The sequence below is a fragment of the Legionella fallonii LLAP-10 genome, assembly GCF_000953135.1.
Taxonomy (GTDB): domain Bacteria; phylum Pseudomonadota; class Gammaproteobacteria; order Legionellales; family Legionellaceae; genus Legionella; species Legionella fallonii.
Map to the genome: position 1 here is coordinate 497,350 of NZ_LN614827.1, position 22,651 is coordinate 520,000.

A 22,651-nucleotide genomic window follows, 5' to 3' on the forward strand; every position below is an offset into this window, starting at 1 on the left:
TTTGGAAGGCACGCTGTATTATTAAAGTCGTACAATTGCTTTAAGTGCTGAAATTATCATTGAATAAATGAAATTTTGCATGAGCTTTACTATTAAACAACTAGGAGTAACTACAGTTGAGCATAGTCAATTATATACTGGATTCATAAAAAGAGGACATGAACATGAACGACACAACAGCCTTATTACCACATATAAAATTACGATTTAACATCGATCATCCAAGTTACGAAGAGTGTTATCTTTTTGGTTATGAGTGTGCTGTTTTAGAAGTGGCTGAAGAAGATAACCCATTCCGAGAAGGCACTCAAGAAGCAGAACAATGGCTTGAGGGATGGTGGGCTGGCGCATATGGGGAAAAACCCTTATTTGATATGGATAGTCTTAATAACGAAGAAGCCGTTCAAATAGAATCAGTAAAAATAGAAAAAGTAGTTGCTGCCAATGATCAACAGTATTGCCACAAACATAGCTTTTTATCTTTAGTGTTTGAAATTAGTGGTGCGATAGCTGCTTCAGCAATAGTAGGTTACCAGTTACTCGAGCTTGTAGCATGATGTTCGCATCCAATTGGAGAGCATGATGTAATGCTTCTTCAATTGGATATGCATTGAAGTCACGAACAAAGGATCGATCTTCTAATTATTGAAAAATTTTAAAACCATGGATTTCATTCTGGCAATTTCTGCAGGATTAAATTCTTTATAAGCATCACTTCCGATATCAAGGCATACAGTTATGTTTTCTCCAATACCTTTGAGCAAATCAACACCAGATAACTTGAGTAGTTGAATTTCTTTGCTTATTTCAGAAGCCCAGGTATTGAGATAGTCTATTTCAGTGAACACCGGAAGAAAACAATTATCATTTTCCTGTAAGAATAGTACGGTAGGATTTTCGCTATCAATATTTTGTTCTATTGGAATAATAAAGTTAGCTTTGATAAATTCTAGATACGCTTTATTTGCTTCTTTCAAATTACCGGAAGTTTTATATGCTTCCTTAATTGCAGAATTGAGATTATTCATTTCAAATTTCTTATAAAAAAAGGTTATTATAACTGAGTCCGATGTTTATCGCTAATGGTCTACACAATCGGTTCTAATATCGTCTTATAGATAATGCCAAAACAGAATATAAGTGGAAGCTAGAATGTCGCGATCTTTATTTTAAAATCTCTATGTGTTGAAATAGCTGACAACACCAGTATAATGTAGATTTAATTTTGATGATTTATTGATCAAATTTTAAATAAATACGGCACATAATACACGTACAAAATTTTGCTTTTCTTGATTAAAACTAAGTGATAATTGAATTTTAGATCATTTCTTCATTTTATTAATTATCATTCTATGTTGATCAGGAACAGATATTCACAGATTGATTGGCAAACAAAGTGCACTTGTTTAAGATAGATAATCAGTGCAGAGCACTCTAAATGCTAAATTGATTAGGTGAGTTATTGAATCAGGACTGTAAGTTGAGATCATATGAATAACATGAATGTATCTAAAGTAGGAATTTATAATCAGAAGAATTATCTCGGATTTGCCTGGTTGGTTTGGGGCTTAGCCGCAGCCTTTTATTTTTCTGATTATATGGCACGTGTCGCGCCAGGTGTAATGCATCGTTACTTGCAAATGGATTTTGGCATTAATGAGGCTGGTTTTGGTATATTAACGGCTTCATTTTATGTTCCCTACATTTTCATGCAAATTCCAGTGGGATTAACCGTTGATCGTTTAAGTATCCGTGGGTTATTAACGGTCATGTCTTTAATTACAGCATTTGGGTGTTGTGTTTTCGGACTTGCAGACGGTTTAATGATGGCATCGGTAGGCCGTATGCTTATAGGATTTAGTGCTGCTTTTGCCTTTGTCTGCTCTCTTCGACTGGCTACTTCGTGGTTTCCTCCAACCATGCTTGGTTTGTTATCAGGTCTAACTCAATCGTTGGGCATGCTCGGGGCCGCAGCTGGTGAGGCTCCAGTTTCGTTCTTAGTTAGTACAGTAGGCTGGCGCCATAGTATGCTCATCATTGCCTTTCTATTTATTGCTCTGGCCGGTCTTTTATATCAATTTGTTCAGGATAGACCGAATGCGAATAAAAATGAGGTACGCTCTGTTGAGCGCATTAGTATTTTACAAAGTTTAAAAATTATATTGTCATGTCGACAAACATGGCTTAATGCTTTATATGCTGGATTTTTATTTGGCCCTACGGCCGTGATTGGTGAAGCTATTGGCCCCGCTTATTTACAGTACGGCCGTGGCTTAGGAATGCATGCTGCTGCTTTTGCAACAGGTTTAATCTTTATTGGTTGGGGAATTAGTGGTCCTTTATCGGGTTGGCTCTCTGATAAAATGGGACGGCGTAAACCGCTGATGATTCTTTCTGCTGTTTTTGGTGTGATTTTGACAACCATGTTTGTATTTTTACCTAATTTAAACCAAACCACAGCTTATCTGATTTTCTTTGCTTTTGGAGCCACTAATACGGGCGTGGCTATCGCTTATGCGGTATCTACCGAACTACACGATAGAAGTGTAGTAGGTACCTCCATAGCCTTTACCAATATGACCTCAATCTTTGTCGGTGCTTTATTACAACCTTTGGTTGGACGATTGGTCGATATGGTGTCTGGCTCACGAGCTTATAATGTGGAGTCCTTACTGCTTTCAGACTTTCAGGCTGGATTGAGAATCTTACCTTTGTGTTCTTTAGTGGCTTTAATTTTAGCCTTTACTGTTAAAGAAACATATTGTAAACCTGTGAGAAAATCATAGGATCTCATTATGGCATTGTTGAAAATGCGAGTTTCTTATTCGGTTTTCTAGGTATAGGCATGGCCGCTCCTTTGTTTCTTAGGCAACTTGAGCGGCGGTTTTTATGAAGTCTCGTTTTTATTTTATTCTCGGTGAGTTTCTGGCCAAGACCAAACTTTGGTTATCATAACTAAATTTAATCGTTCAGCATAAATTTCAATCTTGTTGTTTGAATCTTTTTCCTTTAATATCAATCTTCTTGCATTAGAATATCGCGCTATTATGTTATTTACTGTTATACTTTGACCAGCGCTTTGCTGTACCAAAGTAATGCTGCTCGCAAACTAATAACATGGAGATAAGAATGAAAAAACTTGCGGGATTAATAATTATCCTGGCTGTTTTAATCCTTGGCGGATATTATGGCATGGGGGTTCTCACTGAAAAAACAATTAAGAAGAACGTTGAAGTCATTAATCAATCTAATGGATTATTTGCTCAAATAGAGCAATATGATAGAGGCTGGTTTACCTCTGATGCCAAGGTTAAATGGCGCTTGCACGTTCCTGAGCGTGTAGTCACAGATGAACAAGGAAAGTCACAAACTATTGCGGCCCAAGACTATCAATCAGTAATGCCCATTAAAGTTTATCACGGTCCATTTATATTTGCGGATAGTAAATTACGTTTCGGTATGGGGTTTGCAGAGACTGTATTTTCATTACCTGAGCAGTACAACCAACAATTTGATGAGACTTTCTCTAAAGACTCAACTAAGCCAAAATTGGATTTAAGTATTTTTGTTAATTACATGGCTCAAAGCACTGTAGAATTAGCTTTACCTTCATTCAAGTTAATTTCAAAGGATGGCACAGGCCATTTTGATTGGAAAGGAATGGAAAGCAGCACTCAAATGTCATCTAATTTGGGTAAAATCAATGGCAACATTGTTATTGATGGCATGACCATTGCGAAAGATGATACTAAGGTTATCTTGGATAAAGTGACTAGTGATTTCAATCTACATAAAACTCACACAGGTCTCTATTTAGGTGATGCAAAGTTCTCATTGCCAGAATTTGATGTCATGGTCAAAGACAAAAAAATGTTCGAGATCAGTAATCTTGACGTAGGCTCTGATAGTGATATTAAAGAAAAACTGTTTAGTACCCACTTTAATGTCGCTATTAAAACAGTCATTACTAATGGTCAGACTTACGGCCCAGGTGAGATACAAATTGCCTTACGTAATCTTGATGCGGATGTTCTAGCAGATATAAACGCACAAGCTACTGCTATGCAAAATGGCTCCGATGCTGAGCGACAAAAAGCTATGATGGCTCTACTCCCTGAGTTGCCTAAATTATTTAGCAAAGGCGCTGAGTTTGAAATTTCTAAACTAAGCGTTAAAATACCTGAGGGTTTGATAGAAGGTAATTTACTTGTTGCCTTGCCCAAAGGAGATAATGCAAATCCTTTTGAGCTTATTCAAAAAATTCAGGGTAATGCAAAACTGAAAATGCCTAAAGTTATTGTGAAGCAATTAGTGCAACAATCACTGGTACAGCAATTGGCAAAGCAACCTGATATGCAGCAGGCGTTGGTTCAACAAATGCAAGCACAACAAGGTAGTCCTGCCCAAGCAAATCAACCTGCACCAAGCCAAGAACAGTTGGCAGGAATGCAAGCTGATAAACAGATTAGTGCAATGGAGCAAAACGGTCTAATTATGGCTCAAGGGGCTGATTATGTTACTGAAGTCAAGTTGGAGCAGGGCAAGTTTACTGTTAATGGCAAACCTTTTGACCCGTCAATGTTAAAATAATTTTTTGGTTGTATGGTATGAAATAGGCTGCATAATGCAGCTTATTTCAATTTGTTGTTAAGAAAGGATTTTTTATTGGGCATTAAGTCAAGTGTATCCGGTATATATTGAATTTTAATATAGTTTTTTCCGTTCTACCCTTGTCTCGAATTGTTCAATTCGGTAATATACCGCTTTTAAAAGGAGGAGCTAATAATAATGACAACAATCAGTAATGATGCTGGAGATACTACCGCATCACTAGCCGAAAGCGTAACTCTTTCAGTACAAAAATATTTTTCAGAGCTTAAGGGAACTGATCCTGTTGACTTATACCAGTTTGTACTTGAAGAAATAGAAACCCCTCTATTTCGTGCAGTAATGGAGCATTGCAAGTATAATCAGTCTCGTGCTGCTATTATGCTGGGGATTAGTCGTGGAACTTTAAGAACTAAATTACGACGTTATTTTGATGACAAATACGTTGGTACACGTGAATAAATTATTCATAAAATGATTCATTAAAGGGAGCTTCGCTCCCTTTTTTATGTCACCCAATAAGTGTTAAATAGAGTGTAGACCCACCTTTTTTGCTCCCATTTTTATTATCAATTTGTTATGTTCAGTTTATGTTAGTTTAAGAGAATAGTTTACTGAGCAGCTTAAATTACGTTACTCTGTTAACGACCTCATGTCGAATTCACCGTAACAGTCTATTTTGTCGAAGCACTAACTATTTTTAAGGATGAATCGTGCAAAAAGATCAGCGTAAATTATTAGTTTTATCTAGTGTAGGCGGTATTCTCGAGTTTTATGACTTTATTATTTTTGCTTTATTTGCGAGTTATATTTCCAGGGCATTTTTTCCAATAACTAATGAACTTGCTAGTTTAATGATCGCTTTTGCTACTTTTGCCATTGGGTATTTAGTCAGGCCTTTGGGTGGAATTGTTTTTGGTCATTTTGGCGATAAAATAGGGCGTAAGGCAACTTTTACTATTTCAATTCTGATGATGGCTTTAGCTACGTTGGGTTTAGGACTAGTACCGTCTTATTCTGCGATTGGAATGGTTGCGCCTATCCTGGTTATCAGTCTGCGAGTTATTCAAGGATTATCTATTGGTGGAGAGATTCCTGGGGCAATTACTTATGTTAGTGAATCATTTACTTATCAGAAAGGTTTAGCTTGCGGCATTATTTTCTGTGCTTTAACTATGGGTATAGTATTAGGCTCAACGGTACATGCTCTTATTATTACTCTTCTCACTGAGGAACAGATGCACTCGTACGGTTGGCGAATCCCTTTTATTATAGGTGGGGTTATTGGATTACTAAGTTTTGTTCTAAGACAAGAATTACATGAAACATCTCAGTTTGTAGCCATCGAACGTTCCGTTGAAAAATTTCCTATTGTCACTGTATTCAGACAACAATCCATTAATGTACTATCAGGGGTATTTATAACAGCGCTTTGTGCCGTTATTGTAACCTCCTTATTTTTATTCACTCCGGCATATTTTACAGAGGTACTTCATTTGCCTGCTAATGCTTATGCTTGGCAACGCACAGTAGCCATTGCTTTGGGATCTTGTTTGAATGTCTTTTTTGGATACACAACAGACACTATCAATGTTAAGAAATTAGTTCGTTTATTGGCATTAATTACCGCGGTATTGGTATATCCGGTATTTATTATTTATGCATATTATCCGCAATTATATGTTGTTTCATTTTTTATAAGTGCGATTTTGCTTGGGTTTTCGGCTGGTGTTATTCCAAGACTACTGAGTGAGCTATTCCCTACACAGATTCGTTATAGTGGTATAGCCGTAAGCTATAATTTAGGTTTTGCCTTATTCGGGGGACTGACGCCATTTATATCATTATCTTTAATTTACTATACAGGATGGATAACCATACCTGCATTATATCTAATTCTTGTTTCTCTGCTTGGATTCATTTCTTTATTATTTTTAGGATCTGATTATAATCAGGATCTCAAACCAGGAAGATCAGATTTAAGTTATGGAAAACTTACTTAAATTAATGGCAGTCTTGAGTTTTTTCTTAAAAATTCGAGAAATAGCTATTATGAGCCTACTTGTGCTCTCTTACTGTATTGGGGGGACTCTTAGTCATATTAAAGCTCTGAAGCACTGATGTGGCAACGAGACGGCTACATTCAATGGGGTACGAAGTCTTGCAACATCTTAATCGGTTAAAAACGATGCTTAAACAATTCTCTGCTACAGATGAAAGATTATTTAAAAGTCTTGACCCTCTCGTTACGTTATCCTTTATGGTGTGCCTTGTTACCTAGAGATAACTTATCATGTTGTATACAGTAAAACAATTAGCGAAATTATCTGGTGTTAGTCCGAGGACTCTTCGTTTTTATGATGAGATAGACTTGTTAAAGCCAGCCTATTATGGGGATAACAATTATCGTTATTATCGTGAAGAACAGTTATTACTACTCTAGCAGATTTTATTTTCTAGCAGATTTTATTTTTTCGTGAATTGGGTTTTTCTTTAGGTGACATTCAAAGGATTATTGAATGTGATGAATTCAATAAAATTGAAGCATTACAAAGTCATAAGCTGATCCTTCTATAAAAAAGCGCTTACGGCCTGATGCTCCTGAAGTGCAGGATTTAATCCAAAGACATTATTATTGGGTTAAGCGGTTCTGGACTCCTACTAGAGAAAGCTACATTGGTGTTGGAGCAATGTATTTGGAGCATGCTGATTTTAAAAATTTTTATAATGCCTATCATTCTGATTTAGCCGCTTCTTTAGTGGAGGCTATGACCATTTTTGCTCAAAAAAAATTAAGCTAGGTTGCAAATGTTTACTTGAGTATGAGGAACTGAGTTTGAGTTCTTAATGGCGTCTTAAGCTGACGCCATTATCTAAGTCATTATTATTTATTCTGCAAACATAGAGCTGACAGACTCTTCAACGTTAACTCTTTTGATTGCCTGAGCTAACATATCAGCAAGGCTAACGACACGAATTTTATCACAGCCTCGACCTTCGTCTGATAAAGGAATAGTGTCTGTAATGACTACTTCATCGAGTCCTGAATGTTTAATATTATGTACGGCTGGGCCAGAAAGGACTGGGTGAGTAATGTAGGCCCTTACACTTTTTGCCCCACTTTTCTTTAATTCATGGGCCGCGGAGCATAAAGTTCCAGCTGTATCTACAATATCATCAACAATAATGCAATTTTTACCAGCGGGCTCACCAATGATATGCATTACTTCAGATTTATTAGGACCACTACGGCGTTTATCAATTATTGACAGCTCTGCATCATCTAATCTTTTGGCCATTGCTCTTGCGCGAACCACGCCACCCACGTCGGGGGATACAACCATAATATCACTTAATTTTTGTCTGACAATGTCTTCCAGCAGAATAGGTGTTGAATAAACGTTATCAACAGGCATATAGAAAAAGCCTTGAATTTGATCGGCGTGTAAATCAACTGTAAGTACGCGGCAGATTCCAACAGAGGCCATCATATCGGCAACGACCTTAGCGGTAATTGGAACACGTGCAGAACGGACTCGTCTGTCTTGGCGAGCGTAACCAAAATAGGGGACAACTGCAGTAATACGGCCTGCGGAAGATCTTCTTAATGCATCAGCCATCGTCAGCAGTTCCATTAAGTTATTGTTTGCTGGGGCACAAGTTGATTGCAATACAAAAACATCTTTACCACGGACATTTTCTAATATTTCAACCATAGTCTCGCCATCACTGAAGGTGCCAACAGTAGCTTGACCAATAGGTATTTGTAGATGAGAAGAAATTTTTAATGCTAATTCAGGGTTAGCATTTCCCGTAAAAATCATCATTGTGGACATGTGTAAAAAGCCTTAAGATTAGGTTAATCAGCTAATTTAAACACATAGCAGAAGACAGCCAGAAAGATATTATTATTATTTGAGCGATACGACGAACGCATCCTTCCAGGGTATCTTCTGCCGTCTGTTTACTTGAACCAACAAGAAAATGGCAGGGGTGCTAGGATTCGAACCTAGGTATGCAGGGATCAAAACCCTGTGCCTTACCGCTTGGCGACACCCCTATAATTTGCAAATTTTTAATTCATCCTGAAGCTAAAAATCTTCATCCCTGCGATGTGCTGCGTATTTTGCAGCGGATTTATGACGATGTCAACTTTAGAAAGCAAATAAATTATTAAATTTTAAAGTTTGATGCTTTTAAAGTAATAAAAACCACCATATTGCTGTTTTTATATTACTCGTATTGGGTCTATTTTTCTACTCTTGCAAGGAGGTTTTTATTATATTTCAATTAGATGGTTTTTTATAAGATCCGCAATAGACTCTATTGCGCCATTGCGGACGCTAAGACAATTGGCATATCTGATTTAGATTGTTACACAACCCAATTTTTGATTATTACCTTTACCATAACTCCATTACCATCTAAACGTATCATGCTGGGTAGGTCTATACCTTTGACTGAAGTATATTTTGTGAAGTTGATGGTATAACCGCCTTGTTTTAACTGTACTAGATGATTGAATTGATCATGTTGTTCTGCTTGAACTCCTCCGGGAGCAGGCAGTCCTCTGACCCAATAATAAAGATTATTGACTGGTAGTCTAATTCCAGTTTGTTTAAAGAGTAGTTCATCTGCATTAGTGGAGGTAGATGATTTATTGCCATCTTTAAAGGTAATGGTGTTACCTTTTTTATTAATGACAACAGCACCACCACCTAATGGTCCCATTAAACGTATTTGGTAAGAGCTAGGCCCCTGTTGAGCCCAGTTCATCGTTGCTGACCAACCTTTGGCTTTATTTTTTGCGGCCATTGCTCCTTGAATTTCCCAGGATGAAATAGTTGCTGTTTCAGCTTTGCGTTTTTCCAATGGAATGACTTTATTTGTAGGAAGTACCTCCATTGGTTGTGGCGGAGGGGCACAGGCTGTTAATAAACAAAAAGATAAAATACTTAAATGTTTTGTTGCATTCATTGCTCACCTCAATTCCATGACTGTAGTTTTTCAATTAACAATACGCTAGACTGCTTTCATATGCAATTGGTGTTAAAAAATATGAAACAAAAAGCAATATATCCTGGAACTTTCGATCCTGTGACTAATGGACATGTCGATCTTATTATGCGCGGAGCTAAAATTTTTCCTGAACTTATAGTGGCTGTGGCTGATAATAAGGCAAAACGTCCCTATTTCTCTTTGGAAAAAAGAATTCAACTTTTGGAAGAGGTTGTGAGTGATATACCTGGAGTACAGGTACTTGGCTTTGAAAGTTTATTAATTGATTTTGTTCTAGAGCAAAATGCTGGAATTATTTTACGTGGTTTAAGAGCCGTATCGGATTTTGAATATGAATTTCAATTAGCAGGTATGAACAGAAAACTGTCGAAACAAGTAGAGACATTATTTTTGACCCCATCAGAAAGTTTAATGTTTATCTCCTCGACCTTGGTACGAGAAATTGCTTCTTTTAATGGTGATATTTCTCAATTTGTTCCCGCATGCGTTGTAAGGGAGTTACAAAAAAGACAAAATGAAAGGCAAACATGAATCCTTTAAATTTTTAAAAGCGATTAAGTTCTGGGGCTTAATTTTTGTATCATCTTTAGCCACTTCAGCTTATTCTCAATCTTATCCCGATCATCCGCCTGGATATGCGGTTGCTAGTGCTCATCCCTTGGCAACCAATGCTGGTTTGGAAGTTTTAAATCAAGGTGGTAATGCCTTTGACGCAGCAATAGCGGTCGCCGCTACTTTGGCTGTTGTTGCCCCTTATCATTCAGGGCTTGGTGGGGGGGGCTTTTGGTTATTACACTTGGAACAAGAGCATAAAAATATATTCATAGATGGGCGAGAAACAGCTCCCAAAGCAGCAAGTCAAGATATGTATTTGGGGGCTGATGGAAAAGTTATTCCCGAATTATCTTTGAATGGCGGATTAGCTGCCGCAATCCCTGGGCAACCGGCGGCTTTAGTCTATATGGCCAAAAATTATGGCCGTTTGCCGCTTTCTAAAACCCTAGCTCCTGCAATAAAGATAGCAGAGGAGGGCTTTTTTGTGGACCATCAATTTAGGTATTTCTCTTCAATGGGGGATAGATTGGCGGTATTAAGGAAATATCCCGCTACCGCTGCAATTTTTTTAAAAAATAACCAACCTTATGGCCTCGGAGAGCGCCTTGTTCAAACTGATTTGGCCCATACTTTGAGTGTGATTGCAGAGAAAGGAGATCAAGGATTTTATCATGGAGATATAGCTAAGCGTCTTGTGCAAGGAGTGAATGCAGCTGGAGGTATTTGGACTCCGGAAGACTTGGCAAATTATAAAATTAAGCTGAGAGAACCTTTAGTGGGGGCTTATCATAATATGTTAATTATTACGGCTCCTCCTCCATCCGCGGGGGGGATAGGTTTATTGACCATGCTTAATATATTAGCTAATTATCCCTTGTCTTCATTTTCTAAGTTGAAATGGGTTCATTATTTAGTAGAGGCTATGCGCTTAACTTATTGGCAACGAGATCAGTTTTTGGCGGATCCAGATTTTGTCAATATTCCTGTGGAACACTTAATTTCCGCTGAAAATGCAAAACAACTGGGAACTTTTATTAATCCAGATAAAGCCCTAGATAGTAAGACGCTACAAGGTTCATCCGCAACGCCAAAAAATACAAGTACTACCCATTATTCTATTATTGATGCTGAAGGTAATCGCGTTTCTGCAACAATAACAGTGAATTTTATATTTGGGTCAGGTGTTATTGCAGAAGGCACTGGAGTATTGTTGAACGATGAAATGGATGATTTTTCCTCTAAGGTCGGTGAGCAAAATGTATTTGGTATCGTTGGTAGTGACAAAAATACAATTGCACCTGGAAAACGACCTCTATCCAGTATGACGCCTACTTTTCTAGAGTTACCTGGACGGGTTGCCATTTTTGGTACTCCAGGTGGAAGTCGTATTCCTACAATGGCTTTGCTTGCCTCATTAATATTTAATGATTCCTATGGGGCGATTAGCATGGTTTCTGCTATGCGCTTTCATCATCAATACCTACCTGATGTCATTCAATTTGAACCAGATACCTTTTCTTCAGAAATTCAAGAGGGATTGAAAGCTATGGGGTATCAATTGATGCCTTTAGCACAGAATTATGGCGATATGCAGGCCATTACCTGGGATAAAGAAGGAAATTTCCTAACGGTGGCGTCAGACCCAAGAAATATTGGTTTAGCGGCAAAAGTAACTTCTAGTTCAGGTGGCTACGGGGTTAAATATTAAGGATTATCTTCACCGATTAGTTTTTTTATGCTTTGATATGTTTGTTTAATTAGTTCTTCTTTATTTTCTGTAGTAAATTGAGATGCTTGTATGGGTTCGCCTATATGAATTTCAGCATTTTGATTTAAATTAACACCGAAGGTTCTTGCGGGAAGAATATTAAATGCACCTCTAATTCCTATAGGAATAATAGTCGCATTTGCTTGGATGGCAGTAATGAAGGAGCCTTTTTTAAATGGTGCTAGCTTTCCATCCTTGGATCGCGTGCCCTCTGGAGCAATCCAAATGACGATGCCGCTTTCCATTAACTGTCGTACATACTCCAGATCTTTAATGGCTTGATACCTGTTTTTTCTATCAATAAAAGGAAATTCGGCCGCAGCCATTCCTTTTCCTAATAGTGGGATTTTGGATAGTTCTTTCTTTGCCAGCATACGTATAGAGTGATTGGGAAATGCTTTGAATCCAAGAGGAATATCATAAGCGCTAGAATGATTACACATTAAAATAGTCGCTTGACCTGGTTGGGGTTGCACATTATGTGGGTTAACAACGGTATAATGTACTTGCACTGTATTTAATAATTGCTCTACCCAATGATGGATCGTTTTATCTACCCATGGTCTTGTTGGGGTGCTAAAAATGTATTTGAAGATAGAACGGAGAGACACCATTGCTGTATAAAAAAATAGTACAGAAATGATCCCAAAGGTTCGAATACGACTTATTTTCATTATTTCAAGTTTCTAGTTTAATGGTAATAATCTTACCCCAACTCCATTCAATTGCCTAGATAGCTTAGTCAGGGTTAAAAAAAGACAGAGCTAAACCTTTAATGGTTGACATTGAGGACAAAAGGCCGAATGCCGACCACCAATGACTATAGATTCAATTATCTGATTGCATTGGAGGCAAAGTTGATTTCTACGGCCATAGACTCTTAAAGATTGACTGAAATAACCTGGTTTCCCTTCAGATGTATAAAAATCGCGAAGCGTAGTGCCGCCGACATCAATGGCTGATTTTAGTATTTGTTTGATTTGCAGCGTTAGAGAACTCGCGGTAATCTCGGTTATTTTCTGAGCCGGAGTTATAGGATGTATACCTGATAGAAAAAGGCTTTCTGTTGCATATATATTGCCAACCCCAACCACAATTTTATTATTCATAATCAGAGCTTTAATCGGCTGGCTTTTATTTCGTGTCCTTTGGTATAAATAGTCACTGGTAAACTCGTCTGAAAGTGGTTCTGGTCCTAAACCTGAGAGCAATGGATGTAAATGAGGGTTTTCTTCTATATAAAGGAACAAGCCAAATCTTCTTGGATCACAATATCGTAGCGCTAATCCATTTGTTATTAATAAATCAATATGGTCATGTTTTTCCGGTTTCATACTACTCGGTATAATACGTAAATGCCCTGACATTCCGAGGTGGATTAGAATATAACCTTTAGATAGGTGGAGCAAAAGATATTTGGCTCTGCGGCTAATTGCCGTTATTTTTTTTCCAATACATAATTCATCAATATTATGACAAACGGGTACCTTCAAATTAGGATTACGTACCTTAATATCACTAATTATTTGACCTTCCAGGTGGATTTTGATCCCTTGTCTCGTTGTTTCAACTTCTGGTAATTCAGGCATTATTTTTTATTATCATGTTCAATTACTCTACCTTCTTCCTTTTTAGAGGTATTACTTGGAAATAGGTACTCTTTCACTAAAGTTGCGAGCCAAAGCACACCGCCTATAACTAATCCCCATATTGCAATGTAAAAAAACATAAACAGTAAGCCTATAAACAGTGCGATAGCCACCCCTACTATGACAAACGGAAGTAAATTTTCAATAATCTTTTGTAATTTATCGCTCATAGCCTCATCCTGAAATAAATATTTAATTAATTATCGACCACATAGTGAAATCATGCAATATAATGATTGAAAATGTGTTATGATTGTACTATATAGAGATAAAATTAGGCTTTTCTAAGCGCTCCCGGATAATATTTAATATTTCCGGATATTACTTAGATTAACTGAATGTTGTAAACTTTGTTTTTTATATTTACTTAACTTGGAGTTACTATGGTGTTTGGCTACTTAAACCTTGGTTTTTGGGGGTATGTATTAGCAATAATAATATTAACTCAAATAACTATAGCAGCAGTTACAATTTATCTTCATCGTAACCAAACTCACAAAGCATTAACCTTGCACCCTATTGTAAGTCATTTTTTTCGTTTCTGGTTATGGCTTACTACAGGTATGGTCACTGCTGACTGGGTTGCTATTCATCGTAAACACCATGCAACTACCGATGTGGAGGGAGATCCCCATAGTCCTGTTGTATTAGGAATTAAGAAAGTCTTTTGGGAAGGTGCTGAGTTGTATCGGGCTGCTCGTAAAGATAAAGAGATGATAGCGAAGTATTCTCATGGAACTCCGCACGATTGGTTAGAGCGTAATATTTATTCGCGTCATTCTGCTAAAGGCGTTGTAATCATGCTTTTAATGGATTTATTTTTCTTTGGCGTTCCGGGAATAACTGTTTGGGCAATACAAATGCTCTGGATTCCTTTACATGCTGCTGGAGTTGTTAATGGTATCGGCCACCATTGGGGTTACAGAAACTATGAATGCCCTGATGCGGCAACTAATGTTTTCCCTTGGGGATTTTGGATTGGCGGAGAAGAACTACATAATAATCATCATACGTTTGCTTCATCGGCCAAATTTTCCATAAAATGGTGGGAGTTTGATATTGGTTGGATGTATATACGCATTCTTTCTTTTTTAGGTTTAGCTAAGGTTAAAAAATTACCTCCCAAATTAGCTAGAGAGGAAGGTAAGTTGCAGGTTGATTTAGATACAGTTAGAGCAGTGGTTTCTAATCGATTCCAAGTGATGTCTAATTATTATAAAAGCGTAATTAGACCTATACTCAAATATGAGAAAAATAACAGTATAGAAACTAAAGAAGATAAAAAGTTATTCCAGCGAGCAGGGCGTTTATTACGTCGAGAAGACAGGCTCTTAACTACCAAAGCTAAAACTCGCCTACAAAGCTTGTTAGATGCCCGTGAACAATTGCGTGTGGTTTACAGTTATAAGCAGTCTTTACAAAATGTCTGGTTGAAAACCGCATCGAGTCAAAAAGAGTTAATAGAGGCATTGCAACAGTGGTGTCGTCAGGCTGAAGAATCAGGTCTTGAGGTATTAAGACAATTTGCTCAGCAACTCAAAGGATATGTTCCTGCCTATTGAATTCAATGAATGGGGATGGTTCCCCATTCATTTTTCCTCTATCAAAGATTACGTAAGCATTCGCCTTCATTTATTAAACGGTAGCATTGAGTACTTGTAGCCGTATTACGCTGTTGCTAATACGGGCTCAGTTATATGACTACCAAGTCACTGATTGCAATTAAAATCATTAGGGAAAACAACTGCAACACTATTATTCGGTCCATTTAGTATTACATTTCCTGCTCTTAGGCTGCACTGACCTATAGGGGGAGCCAGTTTTGCTGCGCTATTTTGTGGAGTAGAGTACATAGTAGCACTCACTGTATAGGGGCTTGATGAGCAGATGAGTTTTCCTATAGTTTTAGGGGCACTACCTCCTTGCAAAATGATCGATTTGCTAAGACCATTATCATTAGTGACATTGAATGCAACGTTGTTGTTGGGAAGTACAGGAGGGGAAGAAACAGCAACGTGGATTTCACATGTGTCATCACTTGCCAATACATATTGAGGAGCGGTGCTTAATATTATCGATAGAGATACAGCAATTGTTGTCTTTAGCATAATAACCTCATTTTAATTAAAATTATGTCTAATATTTGCTAATGTAACTAAAAAACAATTACTTTAGCTAAACCAAAGTATATTTAACCATCATTTATTGTAATTAAAGAATATACTTGTTTTTTCTTTACTATTTCCTAACATTAAAGAGCTAAAATTATTTGAAATTGACAGGTTAATGATTTTAATTTGTAGTATTATCAATAAATAGTTATTTAAAAACAGGGAGTTTTTATGGAAAAGATGGTCGCAATTGTAACGGGAGGAACAGGTGGAATTGGTTCAGCAATATGCCAACGCTTATCTTCCGATTTTAAAGTAATAGCCTGTTACTTTAAAGGTGGAAAACATGAGGAAGCGAAGCAGTGGCAAGAAGAGCAAAAACGATTGGGTTTTGATATTGATATAGTTTATGGTGATATAGCCCAATACAGTGATTGTGAGAAATTAGTAGCATTAGTTATGGAGCGATATGGCAAAATCGATACTCTAATAAATAATGCCGGGGTCACTAAAGATTGCTCCTTACGTAAAATGACTCCCCAATGCTGGCAAGAAGTAATGGATGCCAATTTAACTAGTGTATTTAATATGACTCGTAATGTAATTCCTGCCATGTTGGATAAGGGATATGGACGAATTATTAGTATTTCCTCAATAAATGGTCGAAAAGGACAGTTTGGCCAATGCAATTATTCATCTACAAAAGCAGCGTTATTCGGTTTCACTAAGAGCTTAGCCTTGGAAGTTGCTGCTAAAGGTATTACCGTAAACACTATATCCCCAGGATACATTGAAACACCGATGCTTGCGGCAGTAAAAGAGGAAGTTTTAAAGTCCATAATAGCAAATATTCCTATAGGTCGATTAGGTTATCCAAAAGAAGTTGCAGATGCAGTAGCCTTTTTAGCCTCTCCTGATAGTGGTTTCATTACAGGAGCTAACTTAGATATTAATGGCGGCCAATATATGTAATAAAAGCGTCCTCTTGGCAAGAGATAATTTTTTGCCGAGAGGGCTGGCTGAATAGCGATGGAATGCGTTGCAGTAAATAGAAAGAGAATACTATGCAAAATTATAATGTGGCATTAATTACTGGTGGTACAGGGGATATAGGTACAGCGGTTGCCAAACAATTAGATTCAACTTATAAACATGTCGTTGCTCTAGATTTGATCTCAGAGGAGACTGGGAAATCATGGATGCAAGATTTGTTCGAGGAGGGATATAGAAATATTTCTTTCCGACATATGGATGTTACTGATTTTGAACAGTGTCATAAAGTGATTGATTCTATTATTAAAGAATATGGTAGTGTCGATGTGTTGATTAATAATGCGGGCATTACTCGAGATGCTGTATTTACAAAAATGACAAAGCAACAATGGGATGATGTATTAAGAGTCAATCTTGATGGAATGTTTAATGTAACTCGACAAGTAGTTGAGTGTATGAAAAACCAAGCATCAGGGAGAATAGTGAATGTTTCTTCAGTGAACGCTCAAAAAGGCCAGTTCTCTCAAACCAATTATGCTGCGTCCAAGGCAGGAGTCTATGGCTTTACTAAAAGTTTAGCGCAAGAATTAATGATGAAAAACATTACGGTGAATAGTATTTCTCCTGGCTACGTCAATACGCGTTTGATGCAAGGTATTCGGCCTGATATTTTAGATGACATTATCAATCTTATTCCTGCAAAAAGACTTGCTGAGCCTCAAGAAATAGCATGGGCAATAGAGTTTTTAATTAGTGAAAAAAGCCGTTATATTACTGGTGCTAACCTTAGTATAAATGGCGGTTTACACATGTACTAAAATAAAGGATATTAGTTATAAAAGGGATTTAGTATCTATTAGCCCTAATCTATTAGGGCTAATAGATTAGGGACATATAAGTTTTTTAACTTTTGAGAAAATGATGAGTAGATTAATAAAGAAATACAAAAATCGTAGACTCTACGATACTGAAACCAGTCAATATATTACTCTTGAACAATTACAAAGCTATGTGGTTGATGGCATTTTATTCAAGATTGAAGATTCAGAAACAGGGAAAGATCTTACTAATTCCATCCTGTTACAGATCATTGTTGAGATGGAAGCCGGTCCAACTCAATTTTTGTCTTCAGATATTTTACGTCAGATTATTTCTTTGGCTAATCATCCCATGCACGTTTCATTAAAGGCAATGATGGAGCAAATGTTTCATTCTATGGAGCAACCTTTGCAAAGTAATCCTTACCAGCAAGCAACGGAAGTTTGGAAACAACAAATGCAGCAAATAATGCAACAGTGGCAGAAAGTATTTAAAAGTTAAAGTGTTCGTAGCTCAGGCAATACCAACCATGCGCAGAGCCGGAGTGTACGCGAAGGTTACATGAGGATTCGAGCCCAGTGCCAACAAAGCAATTCACCGATACAGTAGAGTTTCGAAAGAGCTCTATTTCTTTTACTAATTTGTTGTCTCTATATATTTGAGGCAACCGTTTTCTTTCTATCATTTGCATGTAATAAGAGAAACATATGAAGAGGTTTTATACTCATTTCACTGTAATCCCCTTTATTGTGCACTGCAATATTTTTTTATATAACGTATTGACAAAATATAGGTATAAGTACTAATATTAAATTGTGCAGTGCAACATTTTGTGGAGAATATCATGAACCAACCAAATTTCGATAAATGGAGTGACATGGCTAAAAAAGTGCAAGAGCCTTTCAAAGCCATAACTGAATTAAATGTGAAAACCTTACAGGGATTAACTTATTTAAAACCAGAAGAACTGGCTCAAGTAAAAAAACCTGAAGAAATGCTGGAAAAGCAAATTAATCTAGCTGTTGAGAATGGTCATAAGGCATTAGATTATCTACAACAGTCTTTCAAAATTATTGAAAAAGCAATGTTAGGCTTTCTACAAGAAGCAAAACAAAATGCTGAAGGAAAGAAATAATAATCTTCATCCAATAGTTATTGCTTAAAGACCTGTTTGAAATCAAACAGGTCTTTTTATTTTAAACTAATCTAAATCTGTAATAGCACAGGCGTTCCCTATGTCAAATCCCACAATCTCTTGATAATGGTTTTTTCGGTAGAACTATTTGCACATTAATCCCTTTAATAGTAGGACTACTTTGAGCCTCTTTTAAATAATCAACTAGCGGAACGTCTACTACTTTACCTAACTGAGAAGAAGCCTGCCTAAAATATAACTGACCGTTTTTCCTGATAGCAAAACCCAGATGGGATACATTTAATGAAGTACCTATGATTTTGCGTAAATCCCAATTAGGTCTAACTATTTGGATTATTGCCCCATGCGGCATTTGTGAAAATAAATAAAGGTTTGGTTGGTTATCTTTAGTGAATAAGGCAGTAAAGGGAATATAAGGTATTTTTACTGTAGCCACTTCTAAATGACTACCTTTCATCTTTAGTTCATCTAAAAGGTTTTGTTGTCTTATTTTATCCGGGTTTTGCACTCTAATTGTGGATAAATTTTTATGAGCATACCAACTAGGTTTATCAATTAAAGCTACAGCATATATAGCCACGGGTTGTTTTTTTTGATCTTGAATATCAAGGGTAATATCTTTAAGTATGCCTCTTTTTTGGTTATTTATATTCCAGTCTAAAGACATGAAATGATTACGATATATGTAAGCTACTTTGCCGTTTTTATAACGGTCCAATTTCTGACATTGTTTAAATGATTCAACGGAGTCAGCTAATGCTAAGGAGAGTACTGTATTGACAAACGTATCACAATCAAAAGCATCTACTCTGTATTGGGGGTATTGATCAAAATGAGCTTTGGCTCCTTCTCCCAAAGCACCAAGCTCATAAACTTTACCTAAAAAATGATTGCTTATCCAATTTATTCGTTCTGCCATTGAAGTGTTCGGCATGGAGTTAAGTGTATGATATAGTTCCTTAATAGTTACATCAGCTTGATCTTGGATAGCTGCTGAGTCAATTGCGTAACTAACAAAATTGATCATAAAAAGAGTAATCAATAGTAAATATCTGGGAAGGGCAATAGTGTATTTCATAGTCCGTTTGTTCTACTTAAAGTATAAATTTTGCTACATATTACCTCTTTTTAAGGTAAGGAGGCAAGAATGCTGAATATAATTTGGTTAGGAATGATACTCGTTTCTATAGTCGTAGGTGTTATTGAAGGACACATAGATGAAGTGGTGCGCGCAGTAACTGATTCAGCCAAACTTGGATTTGAGGTTGCTATTGGTCTAACAGGGATTATGACTTTATGGCTTGGTATTATGTCTATTGCAACAGAATCTGGTTTAGTTGCCTTATTAGCAAAACTTCTCAAACCCATTTTAAAGCGTTTATTCCCGGATGTTCCTGTAGAACATCCAGCCATGGGGGCTATGGTAATGAATATTGCGGCCAATATGTTGGGCTTGGCGAATGCGGCAACTCCCTTTGGTTTACAAGCAATGAAGGAATTGCAAAGTTTAAATACCCGCGTCACGACAGCTACTAATGCAATGTGTACCTTTTTGGCTATTAATACTTCAAGCGTACAATTAATTCCAGCTACAGCGATTGCCTTTTTAGCGGCAAATGGTAGTACTAATCCTAGCAGTGTGATTTTGAGCTCACTTGTAGCCACTATAGCTTCGACTGTTGTGGCCATAGTTGCAGTAAAACAATTTGCTAAGTGGCGTTGTTTTCGAGTGGAAAGGACGGATAGTTTATGAATGGATTGGCCAATCAAATATCCAATTGGATGTTTCTCGCTTTTATTGTTGGTATTCCCTTATATGCTGCAATAAAAAAAGTTAATGTATTTGATGCTTTTATTATTGGGGCTAAAAAAGGATTTGAGACAAGTGTGGGTATTATTCCTTATCTTATAGCGATGATGGTAGCAATTGGTATGTTGAGAGCCTCAGGTTTTTTTAACTTGATGGATCAGCTTTTGGCTCCTCTTATGGCTAAAATTGGTATGCCCCCTCAAGTATTACCTTTAGCCCTAATTCGACCTTTTTCAGGAAGTGCCTCTACAGGCGTTATGGCCGAATTAATTCATCAATATGGCGGGGATTCTTTAATCGCTAAAACTGCGGCGACTATGATGGGGAGTACCGAGACAACATTTTATGTCATCGCGGTTTATTTTGGTTCGGTTGGAGTTAGGAGAACTAGGCATGCAATTCCTGCCGGATTACTTGCTGATTTGACAGGCATTATTACCTCCGTTCTTATCTGTCGTTATTTATTCGGATAATGCAGTGTATACTGCTTTTTTTATTTAAGGATGCGTAGCCCTGATTGGACGAAGTCATAATTCGGGCGGCGTTATAAAAGCTTAAGTTAACGCCATTACGTGAGCACTTGCGCCGTCTTCGATTGTTCGGGAAAGGTTGGTTAGCCAATATCACTTTTCTTTTTAGAGCCTGAGCGGCTTGCTTCTTCGAATTGTTTTAACTGTGAAAATAAAGTTTTGGCTTTCGTCCTAAAAGCAGACATTTCCCTAGACGATATTGGAGCCGCTGTCGGTATTCCAACAGTTGTTGGGTTTCTTGGCTGATTATTTACATGTAGTTCGTAATGGCAATGCGGCCCTGTAGCCAAACCAGTTTGCCCAACATAACCAATGACTTGACCTCGTTTAACTCTACTGCCTTTTGATAATCCCTTTTGAAATTTAAGCATATGACCATATACAGTACTATATTTCCCATCATGTTTAATTTTTATCATATTACCATAGCCATTATGTCTGCCTATAATAGCAATAACCCCATCACCAGTGGCTTGTATGGGGGTTCCTATAGGAGCTGCTAAATCAATCCCTTTATGAGCTCTTTTATAATGTAATATCGGATGATATCTGGATACAGCAAATGTAGAGCTAATATGGCTGAATTTGATGGGGTAACGAGAATATGCCTTCTTTAAACTCTCCCCTTGTGGCGTATAGTAATCAACATCTCCTGATGCTTTCGTATGACGCACTGCTTGAACTGTTTTTCCGCGATTAGTATAGGATACTGCAAGTATATCTCCAATGCCGACTTTTTTATTTTCTACATAAAGAGTGTTATAAGCGATGGAAAATTTATCTCCTGTGCGTATAGAGTGAGCAAAATCGATTTCTTTATGTAATATTTGTGTCATTTGGCGAATTAGCTTAGAGGGAATATTTAAGCGTTGTGCTGTAACGTATAACGAACCTTTGACTGTGCCAACAGCATATTGGCTACGGCTCGTTGTTTTTTTGGAGTCTATGCGTGTTTTATATATAGCTCCTTGCCTATAGATCGTTAGTGTTTGAATGTCATTCATTGGAATAACTAGTTTTTCTAGTTTATTTTTATTGATTAAAAATTGTAGCTTTTGGCTCGGTTTAATTGCTGTGAGCACTCTAGCATGGGGGTTTCTGTGCAATACCGCGTGTAAATTCTGTGCGCTCAATCCCAAGCGATGAAAAATAGTTGCCATTGAATCGCCTGCTCGGGGATTAATTGTTTGCCAGACATTATCTTTTACTGCTTTTTTCACCGCTTCTTTTACTGTTTTTACTTGAGGCGGTGTCGGCTGAGTTTGTTTTGCTACCTGACTCGGCGCTTTTGCTAAGGGCTTGGTTTGCAACGCTCTATTTTCAGCATGTCGTGCAAATTGAAGGGACGGAGCATCTGCAAGCTGATGCTGAGATGATATATCACTAATAAGATCATTTTTCTTGTTATGAGAAAAATGATTCACAAGATAATAAGGTAAAGAAAAGGCAATAACTAATGCAAAAGACATTAATATCTTTGAAGGCTTACCTGATTGTTGTTTGGGGATATTGGGTCTTTTATCCATCTTTTGCCTATACTACTGTCATCCGGAAGAATGCTGTTTGTCTTATTTACAATCAATATATCACAGTCATTACATGGAAGTGACCGCTATTTAAGGTCAATAAA

General features: G+C 37.2%; 25 protein-coding genes and 1 tRNA gene. 16 read left to right on the forward strand and 10 right to left on the reverse strand.

What is annotated here, in order from left to right:
• The first annotated feature begins 164 nt into the window (after positions 1 to 164).
• The gene (locus LFA_RS01950; RefSeq protein WP_045094694.1) at positions 165 to 557 is read left to right on the forward strand and encodes a hypothetical protein; all 393 of its coding nucleotides are present in this window, start codon (positions 165 to 167) and stop codon (positions 555 to 557) included.
• An 81-nt stretch (positions 558 to 638) separates the two neighbouring features.
• Here the strand turns inward: LFA_RS01950 and LFA_RS01955 are convergent, their stop codons facing one another.
• Positions 639 to 1,028 (reverse strand): SseB family protein, encoded by a 390-nt coding sequence (locus tag LFA_RS01955; protein WP_045094695.1) that lies wholly within the window; start codon positions 1,026 to 1,028, stop codon positions 639 to 641.
• A 474-nt stretch (positions 1,029 to 1,502) separates the two neighbouring features.
• On the opposite strand from LFA_RS01955, the gene LFA_RS01960 reads away from it, so the two are divergent.
• The 6 genes from LFA_RS01960 to LFA_RS20220 all read left to right on the forward strand — a co-directional run bounded on the left by LFA_RS01960 (position 1,503) and on the right by LFA_RS20220 (position 7,412).
• Positions 1,503 to 2,789 (forward strand): MFS transporter, encoded by a 1,287-nt coding sequence (locus LFA_RS01960; protein ID WP_157010410.1) that lies wholly within the window; start codon positions 1,503 to 1,505, stop codon positions 2,787 to 2,789.
• A gap of 343 nt (positions 2,790 to 3,132) precedes the next feature.
• Complete coding sequence (locus tag LFA_RS01965) at positions 3,133 to 4,593, forward strand: YdgA family protein (protein ID WP_045094697.1); 1,461 nt, start codon at positions 3,133 to 3,135, stop codon at positions 4,591 to 4,593.
• 198 nt (positions 4,594 to 4,791) lie between these two features.
• Positions 4,792 to 5,073, forward strand: coding sequence for a helix-turn-helix domain-containing protein (locus LFA_RS01970; RefSeq protein WP_045094698.1), 282 nt, complete (start codon positions 4,792 to 4,794; stop codon positions 5,071 to 5,073).
• Between the two features lie 251 nt (positions 5,074 to 5,324).
• Positions 5,325 to 6,614, forward strand: a complete 1,290-nt coding sequence (locus LFA_RS01975; protein ID WP_052673817.1) for an MFS transporter — start codon at positions 5,325 to 5,327, stop codon at positions 6,612 to 6,614.
• Positions 6,615 to 6,904: 290 nt separating this feature from the next.
• Positions 6,905 to 7,054 carry a MerR family DNA-binding transcriptional regulator gene (locus LFA_RS20215; protein WP_157010247.1) on the forward strand — a complete coding sequence of 50 codons (150 nt, stop codon included), beginning with the start codon at positions 6,905 to 6,907 and terminating at the stop codon, positions 7,052 to 7,054.
• 163 nt (positions 7,055 to 7,217) lie between these two features.
• Complete coding sequence (locus tag LFA_RS20220; RefSeq protein ID WP_172653449.1) at positions 7,218 to 7,412, forward strand: TipAS antibiotic-recognition domain-containing protein; 195 nt, start codon at positions 7,218 to 7,220, stop codon at positions 7,410 to 7,412.
• Positions 7,413 to 7,499: 87 nt separating this feature from the next.
• Here the strand turns inward: LFA_RS20220 and LFA_RS01985 are convergent, their stop codons facing one another.
• The 3 genes from LFA_RS01985 to lolB all read right to left on the reverse strand — a co-directional run bounded on the left by LFA_RS01985 (position 7,500) and on the right by lolB (position 9,588).
• The gene (locus tag LFA_RS01985) at positions 7,500 to 8,447 is read right to left on the reverse strand and encodes a ribose-phosphate pyrophosphokinase (RefSeq protein ID WP_045094700.1); all 948 of its coding nucleotides are present in this window, start codon (positions 8,445 to 8,447) and stop codon (positions 7,500 to 7,502) included.
• 149 nt (positions 8,448 to 8,596) lie between these two features.
• Positions 8,597 to 8,671, reverse strand: a tRNA-Gln gene (locus LFA_RS01990).
• A 314-nt stretch (positions 8,672 to 8,985) separates the two neighbouring features.
• Positions 8,986 to 9,588 (reverse strand): lipoprotein insertase outer membrane protein LolB, encoded by a 603-nt coding sequence (gene lolB, locus LFA_RS01995; protein WP_045094701.1) that lies wholly within the window; start codon positions 9,586 to 9,588, stop codon positions 8,986 to 8,988.
• A gap of 60 nt (positions 9,589 to 9,648) precedes the next feature.
• On the opposite strand from lolB, the gene coaD reads away from it, so the two are divergent.
• Entirely contained in the window at positions 9,649 to 10,161 is a 513-nt protein-coding gene (gene coaD / locus LFA_RS02000; protein WP_045094702.1) for a pantetheine-phosphate adenylyltransferase, read from the forward strand.
• Complete coding sequence (gene ggt, locus LFA_RS02005; RefSeq protein WP_052673818.1) at positions 10,145 to 11,893, forward strand: gamma-glutamyltransferase; 1,749 nt, start codon at positions 10,145 to 10,147, stop codon at positions 11,891 to 11,893. The genes coaD and ggt overlap by 17 nt, the downstream gene beginning before the upstream one ends.
• On the opposite strand, the gene LFA_RS02010 is transcribed toward ggt, so the two are convergent.
• The 3 genes from LFA_RS02010 to LFA_RS02020 form a co-directional block, all read right to left on the reverse strand.
• Complete coding sequence (locus tag LFA_RS02010; protein WP_045094703.1) at positions 11,890 to 12,627, reverse strand: lysophospholipid acyltransferase family protein; 738 nt, start codon at positions 12,625 to 12,627, stop codon at positions 11,890 to 11,892. The genes ggt and LFA_RS02010 overlap by 4 nt on opposite strands.
• A 90-nt stretch (positions 12,628 to 12,717) precedes the next feature.
• Positions 12,718 to 13,542, reverse strand: a complete 825-nt coding sequence (mutM, locus tag LFA_RS02015) for a bifunctional DNA-formamidopyrimidine glycosylase/DNA-(apurinic or apyrimidinic site) lyase (protein WP_045094704.1) — start codon at positions 13,540 to 13,542, stop codon at positions 12,718 to 12,720.
• Complete coding sequence (locus LFA_RS02020; protein WP_045094705.1) at positions 13,542 to 13,772, reverse strand: hypothetical protein; 231 nt, start codon at positions 13,770 to 13,772, stop codon at positions 13,542 to 13,544. Before LFA_RS02020 ends, mutM begins: the two co-directional genes overlap by 1 nt.
• Positions 13,773 to 13,985: 213 nt before the next feature.
• On the opposite strand from LFA_RS02020, the gene LFA_RS02025 reads away from it, so the two are divergent.
• Positions 13,986 to 15,164, forward strand: coding sequence for a DesA family fatty acid desaturase (locus tag LFA_RS02025; protein ID WP_045094706.1), 1,179 nt, complete (start codon positions 13,986 to 13,988; stop codon positions 15,162 to 15,164).
• A 147-nt stretch (positions 15,165 to 15,311) separates the two neighbouring features.
• Here LFA_RS02025 and LFA_RS02030 read toward each other — a convergent pair whose 3' ends face one another.
• Positions 15,312 to 15,710: a hypothetical protein gene (locus LFA_RS02030; RefSeq protein ID WP_045094707.1), complete on the reverse strand. Its 399-nt coding sequence runs from the start codon at positions 15,708 to 15,710 to the stop codon at positions 15,312 to 15,314.
• Positions 15,711 to 15,944: 234 nt separating this feature from the next.
• Between LFA_RS02030 and phbB (LFA_RS02035) the strand changes: the two genes are divergently transcribed.
• The 4 genes from phbB (LFA_RS02035) (at position 15,945) to LFA_RS02050 (ending at position 18,660) form a co-directional block, all read left to right on the forward strand.
• Positions 15,945 to 16,685, forward strand: coding sequence for an acetoacetyl-CoA reductase (gene phbB / locus LFA_RS02035; RefSeq protein ID WP_045094708.1), 741 nt, complete (start codon positions 15,945 to 15,947; stop codon positions 16,683 to 16,685).
• A gap of 92 nt (positions 16,686 to 16,777) precedes the next feature.
• Complete coding sequence (phbB, locus tag LFA_RS02040; RefSeq protein ID WP_045094709.1) at positions 16,778 to 17,524, forward strand: acetoacetyl-CoA reductase; 747 nt, start codon at positions 16,778 to 16,780, stop codon at positions 17,522 to 17,524.
• Between the two features lie 103 nt (positions 17,525 to 17,627).
• Complete coding sequence (locus tag LFA_RS02045; protein WP_045094710.1) at positions 17,628 to 18,026, forward strand: polyhydroxyalkanoate synthesis regulator DNA-binding domain-containing protein; 399 nt, start codon at positions 17,628 to 17,630, stop codon at positions 18,024 to 18,026.
• 343 nt (positions 18,027 to 18,369) lie between these two features.
• Entirely contained in the window at positions 18,370 to 18,660 is a 291-nt protein-coding gene (locus tag LFA_RS02050) for a phasin family protein (RefSeq protein WP_045094711.1), read from the forward strand.
• A gap of 103 nt (positions 18,661 to 18,763) precedes the next feature.
• Here the strand turns inward: LFA_RS02050 and LFA_RS02055 are convergent, their stop codons facing one another.
• Positions 18,764 to 19,759, reverse strand: a complete 996-nt coding sequence (locus LFA_RS02055; RefSeq protein ID WP_045094712.1) for an N-acetylmuramoyl-L-alanine amidase-like domain-containing protein — start codon at positions 19,757 to 19,759, stop codon at positions 18,764 to 18,766.
• Between the two features lie 69 nt (positions 19,760 to 19,828).
• Here LFA_RS02055 and LFA_RS02060 point away from each other — a divergent pair, with 69 nt between their 5' ends.
• Together LFA_RS02060 and LFA_RS02065 are read left to right on the forward strand one after the other, a co-directional pair.
• A complete protein-coding gene (locus tag LFA_RS02060; RefSeq protein WP_045094713.1) occupies positions 19,829 to 20,434 on the forward strand; it encodes a nucleoside recognition domain-containing protein in 606 nt (201 codons plus the stop codon).
• A complete protein-coding gene (locus LFA_RS02065; protein WP_045094714.1) occupies positions 20,431 to 20,964 on the forward strand; it encodes a spore maturation protein in 534 nt (177 codons plus the stop codon). Before LFA_RS02060 ends, LFA_RS02065 begins: the two co-directional genes overlap by 4 nt.
• A 140-nt stretch (positions 20,965 to 21,104) precedes the next feature.
• On the opposite strand, the gene LFA_RS02070 is transcribed toward LFA_RS02065, so the two are convergent.
• Positions 21,105 to 22,547, reverse strand: a complete 1,443-nt coding sequence (locus LFA_RS02070; protein ID WP_045094715.1) for a M23 family metallopeptidase — start codon at positions 22,545 to 22,547, stop codon at positions 21,105 to 21,107.
• Positions 22,548 to 22,651 lie beyond the last annotated feature (104 nt).